Source organism: Gemmobacter sp. (assembly GCF_046292685.1).
Lineage (GTDB): Bacteria > Pseudomonadota > Alphaproteobacteria > Rhodobacterales > Rhodobacteraceae > Wagnerdoeblera.
The window spans coordinates 42,999-59,165 of record NZ_JBKBQM010000002.1; the positions used below are offsets into that span (position 1 = coordinate 42,999).

The 16,167-nt window shown below is 69.6% G+C and carries 6 protein-coding genes; 4 read left to right on the top strand and 2 right to left on the bottom strand.

The annotated features are described in order from the left end of the window. Positions 1-6: 6 nt before the first annotated feature. Complete coding sequence (locus ACK4S2_RS00880; protein ID WP_409619371.1) at positions 7-3,009, top strand: hypothetical protein; 3,003 nt, start codon at positions 7-9, stop codon at positions 3,007-3,009. Between the two features lie 112 nt (positions 3,010-3,121). Beyond that, complete coding sequence (locus ACK4S2_RS00885) at positions 3,122-3,715, top strand: NAD(P)H-dependent oxidoreductase (RefSeq protein ID WP_409619373.1); 594 nt, start codon at positions 3,122-3,124, stop codon at positions 3,713-3,715. Between the two features lie 83 nt (positions 3,716-3,798). Here the strand turns inward: ACK4S2_RS00885 and ACK4S2_RS00890 are convergent, their stop codons facing one another. Both ACK4S2_RS00890 and pcaD read right to left on the bottom strand, forming a co-directional pair. After that, positions 3,799-4,512 carry an alpha/beta fold hydrolase gene (locus ACK4S2_RS00890; RefSeq protein WP_409619375.1) on the bottom strand — a complete coding sequence of 238 codons (714 nt, stop codon included), beginning with the start codon at positions 4,510-4,512 and terminating at the stop codon, positions 3,799-3,801. Next, positions 4,512-5,324: a 3-oxoadipate enol-lactonase gene (gene pcaD / locus ACK4S2_RS00895; RefSeq protein WP_409619377.1), complete on the bottom strand. Its 813-nt coding sequence runs from the start codon at positions 5,322-5,324 to the stop codon at positions 4,512-4,514. The genes ACK4S2_RS00890 and pcaD overlap by 1 nt, the downstream gene beginning before the upstream one ends. 241 nt (positions 5,325-5,565) lie before the next feature. On the opposite strand from pcaD, the gene ACK4S2_RS00900 reads away from it, so the two are divergent. Then, positions 5,566-7,764, top strand: a complete 2,199-nt coding sequence (locus ACK4S2_RS00900; RefSeq protein ID WP_409619379.1) for a S8 family serine peptidase — start codon at positions 5,566-5,568, stop codon at positions 7,762-7,764. Positions 7,765-8,118: 354 nt separating this feature from the next. Then, the gene (locus ACK4S2_RS00905) at positions 8,119-16,113 is read left to right on the top strand and encodes a hypothetical protein (protein WP_409619381.1); all 7,995 of its coding nucleotides are present in this window, start codon (positions 8,119-8,121) and stop codon (positions 16,111-16,113) included. Positions 16,114-16,167 lie beyond the last annotated feature (54 nt).

Sequence of the window (16,167 nt, forward strand, 5' to 3'; positions counted from 1 at the left end):
GAATGCATGAAGCCTTCATTCGCCTTGACGCTCAGCCACGACAGCATCGGCCTGCTGCACCGCACGCCGAACGGCTGGCTTTCGATCGGATCCGTGGCGCTGGACGACCCCGACCTCGCCCAGGCGCTGGACTATCTGCGCGGCACGGCCCTGGGGCTGGAACCGCAGGGGTTCGCCACCAAGGTCGTGATCCCGAATTCCGAAATCCTCTACGACACCGTCCATGCCCCGGGCCCCAAGCCCGCGCAGCGCCGCGCCCAGATCGCCGCCGCGCTGGAGGGGCGCACGCCCTATGCGCTGGACGAGCTGGCCTTCGACTGGTCGGGCACCGGCGAATGGGTGCAGGTTGCCGTCGTCGCGCGCGAGACGCTGGCCGAGGCCGAGGCCTTTGCCACCGAGCATCGGTTCAACCCGGTTTCCTTCGTTGCCATCCCCGAACCGGGCGGCTTTGCGGCCGAGCCGTGGTTCGGCCAGACGGCGGCGGCGGCGGGGCTGCTGGCGCCAGGCGAAAAGGTGGTGCGCGATCAGGATCCGATGCGCGTGATCCAGCGCGTGCCGGCACGGTCCGCCGCCGCGGCGGCAACCGCCCCCGCCGCCGAGGACGGCGCAGCGGCGCACCCGGGCACTGCGCCGGCCGAGGCCGCAACCGGGCCCGCGGACCCGGCCGCGGACGTGACCCTTGCCCCCGCGCCCGCGCCTGCCGGCGAGGCAGCGCCGGAGTTGGCGCCTGAAATGGCGGCTGAAATGGCACCGGCGCCCGAAGCCGCGCCGGATGCGCCGGCCGAGCAGGCACCAGGCCCGGAACCTGCCGCGCCCGAACCCGCGCCGGGCGCGGTGACGGAACCGGCGCTGCCCGCGGCAGCGGCCGCCTCGGCCGAGGCCGGGCAGCCCGAGGCGGCTCCGCCCCCGGCCGAAACGGCGGCCGAGGGCGCCGGGCCGCCTGCCCTGCCCAAAAGACCGGCGCCCGGTCCCTTGCCCGCCCTGTCCGACGATGGCGACCAGACGCTGGCCTGGCCCGGAGAGGATGACGGCGCGGTGATGACCCGCGCACAGGCAGAGCTGGCCGCCTCGCTGGCGCCTCCGCCGGTGCCCTCCGAGCCGCTGCCAGGCCCCGGCGCGCGCCGCGCCCCCGATCTGGCCGATCTGCCGCCGCCGATTTCGGCCCCGGTGCAGCGCGCGCTGGCCGCGGCGCGGGCCGGGCGCGAAGGCGGCACGGTGACCTCGGCCTCGGCCTCGGCGGCCGAAACTGGGGCCGCGCTCAGCGACAAGGTGCAGAAGGCCCTGGGCAAGGCCGCCAAGGGCGCCAAGGCCAAGGTCAAGCCTCCGGTCCAGCGCCCGGCGATGGCACCGCCGCCGCCGCCGCTGCCGCCTTCGGCCACGCAGCCGCAGGTGCCGCCCGCCAGATCCGAAGCCGAAAAGATGACCGTCTTCGGCGAACGTCGCGCCCCCGTGCGCGGCAAGCCGCGGTTCCTCGGGCTGATCCTGACCGGGGTCTTGCTGCTGATCCTGCTGGGGGTCGCGGTCTGGGCGGCCCTGATGCTGGAGCCCGAACAGCAGGGGGCCGATGGCGCCCCGGGGGCCGAGGTGGCGGTGCTGGCGCCGCCGGGTGCGCAGGCCGTTGCCCCGGGCCAGGCCGAGGCCCCGGCCACAGCGCCCCCGCCGGTGGCCGATCTGCCGCAGGACGAGGCCCTGCCGGAAGCCCCCCCGGTCGAGACGGCGGCGGCCGCAGAGCCCGAGCCCGTGGCCGCGGCGCCGGCCCCTGCGGAACCGGCCCCGGTTCTGGCCGAAGGCAGCCGCACCGTCGCCGAGGCCGCGCCGAGCGGCACACAGACGGTGTCGGGCGACTTCACCCTGCCGGGCACCGATCCGGCGCTGGCGGCGCCGGTTCAGGCGCGGCTTGCCGCCTTGCCGCCGGCCGGCGCCGACCGGGCGCCGACGGCCCCGGGCGCCTTGCCCGAGTTCGGGGCGCTGTATCGGTTCGATGCCGAGGGCAACATCCTGCCCACGCCGGATGGCGTGGTCACGCCCGACGGGGTGCGCCTTGTGGCGGCCCGCCCGGCGCGCGTGCCGCCGCCACGCCCGGCCGATGCGGCGCCGCCCGCCCCGGCCGCCGAACCGGGGGCAGACCCGGCGGCCGATGCCGCTGCCGCACCGCAAGCCGCCGCGGCGCCGGCCCCCGCCCCGGGGGCGATTGCCATTCTGCCTGCGCCGGGCGCACCGACGGCGCAGGATGCGGCCTTTGCCCCCGACACTGCCGCACCGCGCCGCCGGCCGCCGCAGCGCCCGGCCGGCCTGGCGCCGGCCGCTGCGCCCGAAGCCCCCGTGGCCGACGAAGGCGCCCTGCCCGGCCCCGCGGCCACCGGCTTTGCCAGCCGCCGCCCGCCGCCGCGCCCTGCGTCGGTGGTTGCCGCCGCCAAGGCCGACGAGGCCGAGCGCGCCCGGGCAGTGGCGGCGGCGGCCGCTGCGGCGGCGGCCAGCGCCTCGACCGCGCTTGCGGCCGAAGCCTCTGCCATGCCGGCCACGCGCCGCCCCGCCGCACGGCCCGAAGGCTTCGCCCGCAACGTGCAGGCTGCGGTGACCGCCGCCATCGCACCGCCGGTCGCCACCAGTCGCACCCGGCCGGCCGAGCCCGAACCCGAAGAGGTGGTGGCCACCGCCGCCGCCCCCGACCGGCGCAACATCAGCCCGCGCATCGGGGCGCACCCGGACGATCAGTTCGACGACGGCGAGCCCGACGCGCCGACCGTGGTGACGAATGCGCCCACGCCCGTGGCGGTTGCCCGGCAAGCCACGGTCACCGGGGCGCTCAATCTGGGCCGCACCAATCTGATCGGCGTGTTCGGCACCGCCAACGCCCGATATGCGCTGGTGCGCGAAAGCGGCGGGCGGCTGGTGCGGGTCAAGGTCGGCGACCGGGTGGACGGCGGGCGGGTGGTGGCGATCGGCGCCTCGGACCTCAGTTACCAACGCGGCGGCAACACGGTGCGGTTGACGATGCCGCGCGGCTGACCCGGTGCGCCTCTCTGTGCGCCTGCGCACAGCCAAGGCGCCATTGCACGGAATGGCCAAACCCCCGCGGCACCCCTAGCTATGACGGGCAATCCAGACCCCGGAGGGTTCCATGACCGTCAAGCTGACCATCGCCTTCTATTCCACCTACGGCACCAACCACCAGATGGCGGAAATCGCCGCTGCCGCCGCCACCGCCGCCGGCGCCGAAGTGCGCCTGCGCCGCATCGCCGAAACCGCCCCGGCCGAAGTCGTCGCCAGCCAGGACGCCTGGAAGGCGCAGGTCGAGCGCGCGGCGGGCATCCCGGCCGTCAGCGCCGATGACATGGAGTGGGCCAACGCCTATCTGTTCGTCACGCCGACCCGCTTCGGCTCGGCCCCGAGCCAGGTGCGCGCCTTCATCGACACGCTGGGCGGGCTGTGGTTCCAGGGCAAGCTGGCCAACAAGGCGATCAGCGCCATGACCAGCGCGCAGAACCCGCATGGCGGCCAGGAGGCCACGACGCTGGGGCTTTACACCACCTTCCTGCACTGGGGCGCGATCATCGTGGCGCCGGGCTTTACCGACCCGTCGATCTTTGCCGCCGGCGGCAACCCCTACGGCTACAGCCACACCCAGGGCAAGGAATTCGGCGATGCCGAAAAGGCCGCCATCAGCCACCAGGCCACCCGTCTGGTGCAGGTCGCGGCCAAGCTGGCCGCCTGAGCCCCGCAGGTTTTGCCACATGCCCCGGCCCGGTTCGCCCCGGCCGGGGCTTTTCCTTGCCGTTTTCCGACATTCGGCCCGGATCAGCCCGGCAGGGTCGCGGCGATGCGCCCCAGCAGCGCCGCCAGCGCCCCCGGCATGGCAAAGAAGGGCGAATGCGACGACGGCAGGTGGTGCAGGTGCCCGTCGGGCAGGCCTTGCGCCATCGTCAGCTGGTATTCGGGCGGTATGGCCCGGTCCTCGGTGCAGCGGATGTAGTGCTGCGGCACGGCGGCGGACCGCGGGGTCAGCGTCAGCGGGGTTTCCTGCGGCAGGATCGGCTGCGGCGTCAGATGCGCCAGCGCGTAATCCAGCGTGCCCGGCGGGCAATCGTGATAGAAGCGGTCTTCGGCCAGTGCCGGGTCGAAGGTGAAGCAGGCGCCCTCCACCCGGATCGCGGCGCGCAGGGGCTGGCGCGGGCCGGCGCGGCGCATGTCGGCCAGCGACAGGCCCGACACCGGGCGATAGGCGCAAAGGTAGACCAGACCGGCAACATGGCGCGCGTCGCGCTCGGCCGCGGCGGTGATCGGGTAGCCGCCCATCGAATGGCCGACCAGGATCGTCGGCGCGGACAGGCTGCCCGTGATGGCGCGGGCGTAATCGTCGAGCGTCACCGTTTCGCGCGGGGTGGGGTCGGCGCCGTGGCCCGGCAGGTCGATGGCCGCGGCCTCGTGGCCGAGCGCCTGCAACGCCGCAATCACGTCGCGCCAGCACCAGGCACCGTGGCAAGACCCGTGCACCAGCAGGAACCGGGCCATCAGTGCGCCCCGCAACCGCAGCCGGCCCCGTGGCCGACCCGGTGCAGAAACTGCGTCAGCCGTTCGGCATAGGCGGCCGGCGCCTCGACGCAAGGCAGGTGGCCGGCATCGCGGATGAGGTGAAACTCGGCGCCCTTGACCAGGTCGGCGGTCTCGCGCACGAGATCGGGCGGGGTGGCCCCGTCTTCCGAGCCGGCGATGGCCAGCGTGGGCAGCGTGAGGCCCGCGGTGGTGCTGTAGAAATCGGTGCCGGCGATGGCCGCGCAGCACCCGACATAGCCTTCGAGCGGGGTGCGCACCATCATGTTGCGCCAGGCGGAAAGCTCGGGCGTGGCGCGGAACGCCTTGGAAAACCAGCGCTCCATCACCGAGTCGCCCAGCGAGTCCAGCCCGCCGGCCCGGGCGGCGGCGATGCGCGCCTGCCACATCTCGGCCGTGCCGATCTTGGCGGCCGTGTTGGAGATCACCAGCGCACGCACCAGATCCAGCCGCTTGACCGCCAGCCCCTGCGCGATCATCCCGCCGATCGACAGGCCCACGAACACCGCATCGCGCAGCGAGAGCGCGTCCATCAGCCGCTCGGCATCGCGCACCAGCGCCCCCATCGCGTAGGGCCCCGGCGGGCAGTCCGACAGCCCGTGCCCGCGCTTGTCGTAGCGGATATAGCGGAAACCGGCCGGCAACAGCGGGATCACCTTGTCCCACAGGCGCAGGTCGGTGCCCAGCGAGTTGGCAAACACCACCGGCGCCCCATCAGGGTCGCCGTCCTGGCGCCAGTGCAGGCGGATGTCGCCCAGATCGCAGATGTTCATCTCGGTGCCCCCTGTCGCCGGTCGGCGCCAGTTCTGCCGGAAATCGCGCGCGGTGCAAGACCGCTGCCGCAGCGCAAAGGGGGGAACGCGAAAAATGCAAGGCATCGCGCGGGGGCGGCTTAACCCGAGGTTAACGCCGAAGCCGGAAACTTACGGCCGATGAGCAGGCGCCAGAAGGCCCGTTTCGCCTGTCCCGTCGCCCCGCCGCGGGGGCGGGCCGGCCTTTGCCCGGTGTTCTGCGATGACCGACCCCGCCTTGACGGATTCCGATCTGCTGCCCTTCGACGGCCCGGTGACGATGGCGCTGGCCGCGGCGCCTGCCCCCTTGCCGGGGGAAACGCCGTTCTGGTTTCTGCAAGGCGCGGGGGCAGGCGGGGTCGGGCTGGTGGCGGCCTGGGCGCTGGCGCTGGGGCGCGGTGTGCGCATCGGGGTGCTGGACAGCGGGGTCAACCTCGCACATGCGGATTTCAACCCGGTGCGTCTGGCGCTGGACGCGGGAACGGGCAGCATCACCGATCCGCATGGCACGCGGGTTGCCGGCCTGATCTCGGGCCGGATCGACAATGCGATCGGCGGCCTTGGCGGGGCGACCGGCGCCGAACTGCATGCCTCGCAACTGGATTTTTCCGCGCAGCCGGGTCCGGCCGCGGTGGCGCCGATGCTGCTGGGTCAGGCGGCGATGGACGTGTCGAACAACAGCTGGGGCTGGTCGCGCGCCTTTGGCGACAACTTTCGGCTGAATGCCTATCAGGGCGTGGCGCAGGCACTGGTCGAAGCGGCCGAGCAAGGCCGGGGCGGACTGGGCACCGTCTGGGTCTTTGCCGGCGGCAACGGGCGGCTGACGCTGAGCGGCCAGAACCACGGCGACGATTCCAATTTCCACAACCTGACGAATGCGCGCCAGACCATCGCGGTGGGGGCCACCGATGCGACGGGACGGGTGGCGTCGTTTTCCAGCCCGGGCACCAATCTGTTGCTGGTGGCCCCCGGGCAGGCGCTGGCCACGGCCGACGGGTTGTCGGCCGGGGCGGCGGGGCGCATCTGGGTCAGCGGCACGTCGTTTGCGGCGCCGCTGGTCAGCAGCACGGTCGCCCTGATGCTGGAGGTGAACCCGGGCCTCGGCTACCGCGACGTGCAGCAAATCCTGGCCATCACCGCCCGCCCCGTCGCGGGGGCGCCCGGAACGGCAAATGCGGGATACGCCGTCAACGGTGGCGGGTTGCAGCACAGCCGCGACGCCGGCTTCGGCCTGCTGGATGCCGAAGCCGCGGTGCGGCTGGCGCGCCACCATGCCGGCGGCGCCACGGCGGCGAACGAAGCGTCGGTCGTGGCGCTGGCCGATCTGACGGATGCCGACCCCGACCCGGCCGTATACCGCCTGACCTTCGCGGTCACGGCACCCGAAGGCGGGCTGCGGGTGGAATGGGCCGAGCTTGCGCTGACGCTGACGGATGCGAGCCTGCGCACCCTTTCGGTGGAGCTGATCTCTCCTTCCGGCACCCGGGCGCTGATTGCGCCGAACTTCACCGCCCTGGGCAACGGCACGCAACTGGCCTTCGATTTCACCAGTGCCGCCACCTGGGGCGAGGCGGCCGAAGGCACCTGGCATGTCGACTTGCGGCAGGCCAAGGCCGGGGCGGCGCCGACGGTGCAGGCGGCCGGGTTGCGGCTGTTCGGTGCCGCGGGCGGCGACGACGGGCAACGCTGGTTCACCGATGCCTGGGCCGCGCTGGCAAAGGCAGACCCGGGCCGGCAGACCATCGACCACAGCGCCGAGGCGCCGGGGCTGCTGAACTTTGCCGCCGCCCGCGGTGCGGTGCACCTGGATCTCGGCGCCGGCACCGGGTCGCTGGGCGGCGTGGGCTTTCAGCTGGCAAGCGCCTTCGACCGGGCCATCGGCGGGGCGGGGAACGATCGGCTGACCGGATCGACCGCCGCCGAAGCGCTGTGGGGCGATGACGGCCACGACATCCTGTCCGGCGGCGGCGGGGCCGACACGCTGCGGGGCGGCGCCGGGCGCGACACGCTGCAAGGGGGTGGCGGCAACGACCTGCTGGAAGGCGGCGCCGACGATGACCGCATCTATGGCCATGCGGGGCGCGACACGTTGATCGGCGGCGCGGGCCGCGATGTGATGACCGGCGGGCCGGGGGCGGATGTCTTTGTCTTTCGGCCCGGCGACGTGCCGACCGAGGGCGCGCCCGACCGGATCACCGACTTCGACCCCGGCTTCGACCGTCTGGACCTGAGCGCGCTGGAGGCCATGCCGCGCTACATCGGCACGGCGCGGCTGTCGGGCCAGGCCGGGGAATTCCGCCTGGCACCGGCGCTTGGCGCGCTGCAATTCGACCTGAACGGCGACGGCCTCATCGACCTGCGGGTCGATCTGACCGACATGGCAGCCTTTGCCGCCTTGGACCCGGCCGGATTGTTTCTGTAACGCGAATCACGGCCGCGGCAGGATTCAATCCCTGATAGCGCAAGCTGCCAGGTGAATATCCCCAGGATTGCAAGAATAACAAGTTATTGAGAAATAAGATTCTTCTATATCGCCTTCCCCTACGTCAGCTTGGCGCATTTTCATGGTTAACGGTCAGTTAACGTCTTTTCAAATCGTTATCGTGGCCTACCATAAAGCATAGGCTGGGTCATTTCTGCGAGCGAGACGGCAGGACATGCGCAACATTTTTGCGCACTGCTCGTTTGCGCTCTGGATTCAGCCAGGATTTTTTTGATTTGGGGACTGCTCATCATGGCGAATGTAAATCTCAGTGTTGTTGGACCGCTGGCAGGCGTGGGAGAGTTCGCCACGATCGGCGCGGCGTTGGCCTTTGCGGCCGCAAACCATGGCAGCGATGAGGTGACCATCACCATCGCCGCCGGCACCTATGCCGAAAACCTCAGCATCACCCAGGCCAACATCAGCCTGGTCGGCGCCAACGCCGGCATCGCGGCCGACGGGGTGCGCGGGGCGGAAACGATCATCGACGGCTACATGGTCGTCACCGGCAACGGCACCGGAATCGACGGGATCACGCTGGCCAATGGCGGCAACGTCTGGGGCTCGAACGTCGGCATCGTCTTGCAGGCCACCGGCGTCAGCATCGCCAACAGCATCTTCGACGGCAGCGGCCAGACCCACATCGCCATCGAGATGGCGCCGAACAGCACCGGATTCAGCGTCAGCGGCTCCAGCTTCAGCGGCTGGGCCAGCGGCATCTGGGTAAACCCGGGCGCAACCGGCCTGTCGGTCACCGGCAACACCTTCAGCAACAACGGCAACGGCATGAACATCGACGGTCCGGGCGTGACCGGCGATGTGTCGGGCAACAGCTTTGTCAGTTCGGTCGGCTCGCACATCGGCATGGGCCTGTGGTCGGCGGGCACCATCGACGCCAGCGCGCTGATCGGCAGCAACACCTTCAACGGCCCCAATTCGCAGGTGTCGCTGTATGGCACCGGCGGCGCGGATGTGCTGATCGGCACCGAAGGGCCGAACCGCCTGTTCGGTGGCGACGGCAACGACACGATCTACGCCGGCCCCGGCGACAGCGTTTACGGCGGCGGCGGCAACGACGAGCTGGTCCTGGATGCCGGCATGACGCCGGCGCAGGTGCTGGCCATGACCATCGAAGGGTTCGAGAAAGTCTCGATCGACAACGGCGGCAGCGGCGCGACCACCTGGATCGTGCTGGAAGGCCAGTCGATCCAGGCGGCGATCGACGCGGCGTCGGCGGGCGACACCATTCTGGTCGGCGACGGGACGTTCACGGAAAACGTGCTTGTCAACAAGTCGAACATCACCATCGTGTCGATGAACGGACGCGACGCCACCACCATCGCGGGCATCGAAGGCGCGGGCCGCCTTGGCGCGGTGCAGTTTGCCCCGGGCGTCACGGGCGTGACCTTGGGCGATACCGATCAGGGCTTTACCGTGATCGGGTTCGACAGCGCAAACCCCGGCCTCGAAGTTGCGGCGGTCTATTTCCAGGGCGCGCAGTCCGGCCACACGATTCGCGGCAATGACATCCGCGCCAACGGCGATGGCGGTCTGGTGAGCGAAGTCGTCAACAACTCGAACATCACAATCGACGGCAACATCTTTTCGGGTCAGACCTTTGTCGGGCCGAACCCGGCAGGCAACGGCTTTGGCGACCAGTTCACCCTGTTCAACGTGCCGCGGCAGCTGGTGGTCATCAACAGCGGGGCGGGGTCGACCGGGATCGTCTTCACCAACAATCAGGTCACCGGCACCGCCGGCGGGATCAACGGCGTGGGCCAGCCGCAAGGCAACACGCTGGTGACGATCGACGTGCCGAACTCCACCATTTCGGACAACGAGTTCACCGGCTTCACCAACCGCTTTGCCACGCAACTGCGCGCGCGCGGCAACGGCACGGAGATCGCCGACAACACCTTCGACCAGCCCGATGGCGGCAACAGCGGCATCTTCACCGGCACCGCCACCGGCCAGACCATTTCGGGCAACGAGTTCAACCTGAACGATGCGGGCAACCTGTTTGCCGGCACCGGCGGCGCCGACGTCATTTACGGCAACGGCGGGAATGACGAGCTCTCTGGCGGCGCCGGAAACGACACCATCGACGGCGGCAACGACAACGATGTGCTGCTCGGCGATGCGGGGGCGGATTCGCTTTCGGGCGGCGACGGCAACGACACCATCTATGGCGGTGATGGCGACGACATCATCGAAGGCGGTGCAGGCGCCGATGTGCTGTATGGCGGCAACGGCAACGATGTGATCCGCGCCGATCTGGATGATGTGGTGGATGGCGGTGCAGGCACCAACACCGTTGTCTTTGCCGCGGGCACCGACCCGGACGACATCTTTGCCATGACCACGCTGTCGAACGTGCAGTTGATCGTGATCGAGGGCACGGCGAACACGTTGTATGTCGCCGAAGGCATGTCGATCCAGGCCGCCATCGATGCCGCGAACCCCGGCGACACCATCATCGTCGGCCCCGGCACCTTTGCCGAGGCGCTTTCGATCAACAAGGAAATCCACATCGTCGGCGCCGGCAGCGGCAGCGACCCGGCCACGGCGACCATCATCGACCCGCCGGTCAACACCAGCTTCGGCGTGACCTTCTTTGGCCTGTCCGATGGTTCCAGCCTGAGCTCGGTTCGGGTGACGGGCGGCGCCACCGGCATCAGCCTGGAAGACGGCACCGGCGACCTGACCTTTACCGACGTGGCGGCGGTGGGCAACACGCTCTATGGCCTGAACTACCGCACCGGCGCCGGGCAGACCGTAGGCGAGGTCACGGTGATCGACTCGGTGTTCTCGGACAACGGCAGCGTCGGCCTGCGGTTGGCCAGCGGCGGCAGCCATGCGCATCTGTCGGTCAGCGGCAGCACGTTCACGGGCAACGGGGTGAGCGGGCTGAACACCCAGGGCAACACCCTGGCGTCGATTTCGGTGCTGGACAGCGCGTTCGCCAACAACGGCACCGCTGGCGGCAGCGGACACGGCGACCTGATCCTGTTCAGCTTCACCGGCGATGCGGTGCTGCAGAACCTGACCATCTCGAACGACGGGCGCGGGTCGAACGCGCTTCAGATCACCGGCATCACTTCGGGCAGCGGGGCGGAACCCGACCCGCGCAAGGCGGTGGTTCCGGTGGGAAGCGTCGTGGTCGACGGTGTCACCATCACGGGCACCTACGCCCGCGACGTGGTGCAGATCGGCCGCTTCACCGACCTGAACGGATTGAGCATCTCGGGCGTCGACGTGCAGGCGACCCAAGGCGCCGCCCCGGGCTGGGCGCAGGTTTCGTTCTTCAACGTCGGCGGTGACGTGGACCTGGCCGCCTATGGCCTGGCGAACGGGCTGCGCACCAACATCAACACCAACAACGGCGTCGATTTCGCCTCTGCCCCCGATGCCACCACGGGCGCAGTCCTGACGGGCGGCAGCGGCAACGACGGGCTGGTCGGCCATGTGCTGAACGACACGCTGGCGGGCGGCGACGGCAACGACACCCTGTCGGGAGGGGCCGGCAACGACAACCTGAACGGCGGTGCGGGCGACGACCTGATCCTGGCCGATGCCGGCAACGACACCATCGACGGCGGCGATGGCATCGACACGCTGGACATGGCGGCGGCCGGCAGCGGCGGGTCGTTCGTGGACCTGAACGCGGGCCTTGCCTTCTCGACCGCGACGGGGATCGACATGGTTTCGCGCGTCGAGAACGTGCGCGGGTCTTCGGGCAACGACGGGCTGTTCGGCGACGACAACGACAACACCTTCTTCGCCTCGGGCGGCACCGACGTGATCGACGGTCGCGGCGGGTCGGACACCTTCGATGCGTCGGCGGCCGGCACGGCGATGACCGTGAACCTGGCAACCGGGGTGGTGTCGGGCGCCCATGCCGCAACGCTGATCTCGGTCGAGAACGTCAGGACCGGGGCCGGCAACGACGCGATCACCGGATCGGCCGCGGACAACCGCATCGAGACGGGGGCCGGCAACGACACCATCATCGCCATCGGCGGCAACGACACCGTCGATGGCGGCGCGGGGATGGATACGGTGAGCTTCGCGGGCAACCGCGCGGATTACACCATCACCTGGGATGGCACCACCGCCACGGTCAGCAGCGGCGGCAGCACGGTGACGATCACCAACGCCGGGCGGCTGGACTTTGCCGACAAGGACGTGCTGCTGGTGGACGACGGTTCGGCCGAATTCGCCACCATCGGCGCGGCCATCACGGCCGCGGTGGACGGTGACGAGATCCTGGTGGCGGCGGGCACCTATGCCGAGACGCTGGCGATCACCAAGGGCGTCTCGATCTTTGGTGCCAACGCGGGGCTTGCGGGCAGCGATGCGGGCCGCGGTGCCGAAGCGATCATCGACGGCACGGTGACCATCGGGGCCGCCAGCGCCGTCACGATCGACGGGATGAAGTTCCTCAACAACAATGCGCTGCCGCGGGCAAAGGTCGACACCATCTTCGTCACCACGGCGGCGGGGCATGTCATCACCAACACCGTGTTCGAAAGCACGGTGGCGGGCGGGTCGGTCAACGATCAGGCGATCTACACCACGGTATTGACCTCGGGCGCGCTGAGCATCACCAACAACCTTTTCACCGGCGACAGCAGCTTTGGCACCGGCGACAAATACGGGACTGCGGCCTGGGGCCGTGGCATCTGGTCCAACGTCAACGGCGCCACGCTGGTGATTTCGGACAACGACTTCCAGAACACCCGCACCGGGATCACGCTGGAAGGTTACAACGATGCCAGCAGCACGGTGTCGGGCAACAGCTTCCTGAACGCGGGCACCGGCATCAGCGTCGGCATCCCCTCGGCAGGCACGTTTGCCGGGATCACCGGCAACAGCTTTGCCAACACCGACACCGACCTGAACCTGCAGAACCTGACCGCGAACCTGACCATCGACGTCGGCGGCACCACCAACAGCGCGCCTGACGTGATGGTGGTGCTGGGTGGCGCCGGCAACGATGCCATCGTCGGCACCGACGGCGCCGATGCGATTTCCGGGCGCGGCGGCAACGACACCGTCACCGGCGGCGCGGGCAACGACAGCATCAACGGCGAAGGCGGCAACGATACGGTGGTGCTGTCGGGGAATGCCACAGACTACACCTGGACGGGCACGGCGGCATCCTTTGTCATCGCCGATGACCGCGCGGGTTCGCCGGACGGCACCGATACGGTGGCGAATGTCGAGTTCGTGCAGTTCGCCGACATCACCTTGTCCACCGCCGCTCTGTTCGCCAACGTCAAGCTCTATGACGTGGACGGCAATCTGCTGGGTGGCTTTGCCACCATCCAGGATGCGGTGAATGCCGCCACCGGCGGTATCGGCGAAAGGATCGAGGTCGCGGCCGGCGCCTATGCCGAAAACGTCACGGTCAACAAGTCGGTCGCCATTCACGGCGCCAACGCGGGGGTTGCGCATGGCGGTGCCCGCGGGGCGGAATCGGTGCTGAACGGGTTGTTCGTGCTGGCAGCCGATGGCGTCACCATCGACGGTTTCTCGGTGAACGGTGGCGGCACCCAGGGGTCGGGCGTGCGCGGCAGCGGCAGCTTCGTGGCCGATGACATCACCATCGCCAACACCCTGTTCACCGGCCAGACCGGGCAGCCGATCCTCTATGGCTTCGGCCAAGGCGGCGCCGGTGCGACCAACTGGACCGTGACGGGCAACAAGGTGTCGGGGATCGCCGGCGCCAATGCCACGGCAATGGTGTTCTTCAACATCGACGGGCTGACGGTTTCCGACAACCTGATCGAACACGACGACACCGGGCTGGCCGGTCGGCGGGGCATCAACCTTGACGGCATCACCAACGGCACGATCAGCGGCAACACCCTGCGCTTCGGCGGCGTGGCCAACACAAGCTGGGGCATCCAGATCAGCATGTCGGACGGCGTCGCCGGCCCGCTGGCGATCACCGGCAATACGGTGTCGGATGTGGCCTCGGCCATCAGCCTGCTCAGCCAGCGGTCGGCCAGCGGGCTGGACATCACCGGCAACACGCTGAGCGGCACCAACGGCGTGGTGCTGAACACCGGCGGCGTTGCGCCTGTGGTGCCGGGTGTGACGATGTCGGACATCGAGGTGACCGGCAATACCATCACCGTCACCGGCTTTGCGGTGCGCCTGCGCGACCTGCACAACGGCGCGGCCAACGGGCCGGTGGTGTTCGACGGGGTGGATGTTTCGGGTAACACCATCGTCAGCGGCACGGTTCAGGCCGGTGGCACCGAAACCTTCACCGGAGGGGGGCGCCTGCTGAACGTCGCAGGAACCAATACCATCGAGGGCGCCGGCGGGAACGACGTGGTGCTGGTGGAAGGTTCGGGCACGGTGGCCGTTACCGGCGACGCAGGCGACGACCTGATGGTCTTTGGCGCGGGTGGCGGCAGCTTCGATGGCGGCGCCGGCACCGATACGGCCGATTTCAGCAACATCGCATCGGCCGTTGTCGTGGATCTGATGAACGGCAACGTCAGCAGCGGCACCAACGCGACGCTGACGGGTGTGGAAAACGTCATCGGGTCGGCCTTCGACGACATCATCCGCGGCGACAGCAACGCGAACCTGCTGCAAGGCGGCGACGGCAACGACACCATCGCGGCCAGCGGCGGCAACGACACGATGGATGGCGGCGACGGCATCGACACGGCGTCGTTCGGCGCCAGCACGGCGGCGGTCTTTGCCAACCTGGTGCTGAACACGGCCTTCGGGTCCGAGGTCGGCAACAACGTGCTGGTGTCGATCGAGAACCTGACGGGCGGTGCGGGCAACGATGCGCTGGTCGGCAATGCCGGCAACAACCGGCTTGACGGCGGCGCGGGCAACGACACGGTGACCGGGGGGGACGGCGACGACATCCTGGTGGCCGGAACCGGCATTGATGTGCTGTTCGGCGGAAACGGCAACGACACGGCGGTGTTCGCCGGGGACTGGGCTGGTTTCGACATCACCGAGTCGGGCGGCGTCTTTACCATCAGCCGGGACGGCAACGTTGCCACGGTCAGCGAGGTGGAGAACTTCATCTTCAACGGGGTGGAATACCTGGCCTCGGAGATCGTGAACTCGGCGCCCGACGACATTCTGTTTACCGATGGCGCTCCGTCGGTGGACGAGAACGCGGATGGCGCCGCCATCACCCGGCTGGATGCAACCGATCCGAACCCGGGCGATACGGTGACGCTGACCGTGGACGACTCGCGGTTCGAGATCGTGGCCGCGGTCGGGCCGGGGCTGCCGTGGCTGCTGAAGCTGAAGGCGGGCGAGACGCTGAACTACGAGGCCGAAGCCTCGGTCACGCTGAACATCGCCGCGACCGACTCCAAGGGCGCCACGCGGGTGGAGCAACTGGTGGTCACGGTGAACGACGTGAACGAGCCGCCGGAGCCGGGGCCGGGTCTGGGCACCTGGACGCCGAACGCGATCGAAGCCGGGTCGGTCGGGGCGCCGCTGTTCCCCGAAGCCGGGTTCACCGACCCCGATGGCGATGCGCTGACCTACGAGCTGCTCAGCGCACCGTCGCTGGGGCGGCTGTTGCTGAACGGGGTGCAGGTGCAGGTCGGCGATATCCTGTCGCAGGCCGATCTGGAGGCGATGGTCTACAACAGCCCGACGCCTGCCGGCCTTTATACCGCCACCTTTGCGGTATCGGACGGCGAGTTCATCCAGTCGCTGACGCTGAACCTGAACGTGACGCCCGGTGTGGACGCGGTCTACAACGGCACGTCGGGCAACGACACGCTGGACGGGGCGCTTGGCAAGGACACCCTCTATGGCTTTGCCGGCGATGACCTGATGAACGGCGGCGGCGGCAACGACCAGATGTTCGGCGGTGACGGCCGCGACACGATGTATGGCGGCTTCGGCTTCGACACGCTGGCCGGCGGCAACGGCAACGACCTGCTGTTCGGCGGGGCGGGCAACGACCGGCTGATCGGCGGCGGCGGCAACGACACCGCCACCGGCGGCGACGGGGCAGATTGGTTCCTGCTGTTCAACGTCGCCTCGGATATCGGCAAGTTCGCCCGGCTGAACATCACCGATTTCACCAGCGGGGAAGACAAGATCGACCTTCGGGTGTTCGGCGGCCTGACCTACATCGGTACCGCGGCGTTCAACGGCGCCGGGGGCCAGGTGCGCTATGCGGCGGCACAGGACCAGTTGGTGATCGACTGGAACGCCGACTCTGTGGCCGACTACCGGATCCAGTTGCAGACCGGCGCGGCCTTCGCGGTCGGCGACCTGCTGTTGTAAGGGCTGCGGCCGGGGGGGGACGACGCCCCCGGCATCGAAACGGAACGCCCCCGC

Excerpts from the sequence above, each read along its gene's own strand:
- ACK4S2_RS00880 (WP_409619371.1), top strand. The coding sequence starts at position 7 with ATGAAGCCTTCATTCGCCTTGACGCTCAGCCACGACAGCATCGGCCTG.
- ACK4S2_RS00885 (WP_409619373.1), top strand. The coding sequence starts at position 3,122 with ATGACCGTCAAGCTGACCATCGCCTTCTATTCCACCTACGGCACCAAC.
- ACK4S2_RS00890 (WP_409619375.1), bottom strand. The coding sequence starts at position 4,512 with ATGGCCCGGTTCCTGCTGGTGCACGGGTCTTGCCACGGTGCCTGGTGC.
- pcaD (WP_409619377.1), bottom strand. The coding sequence starts at position 5,324 with ATGAACATCTGCGATCTGGGCGACATCCGCCTGCACTGGCGCCAGGAC.
- ACK4S2_RS00900 (WP_409619379.1), top strand. The coding sequence starts at position 5,566 with ATGACCGACCCCGCCTTGACGGATTCCGATCTGCTGCCCTTCGACGGC.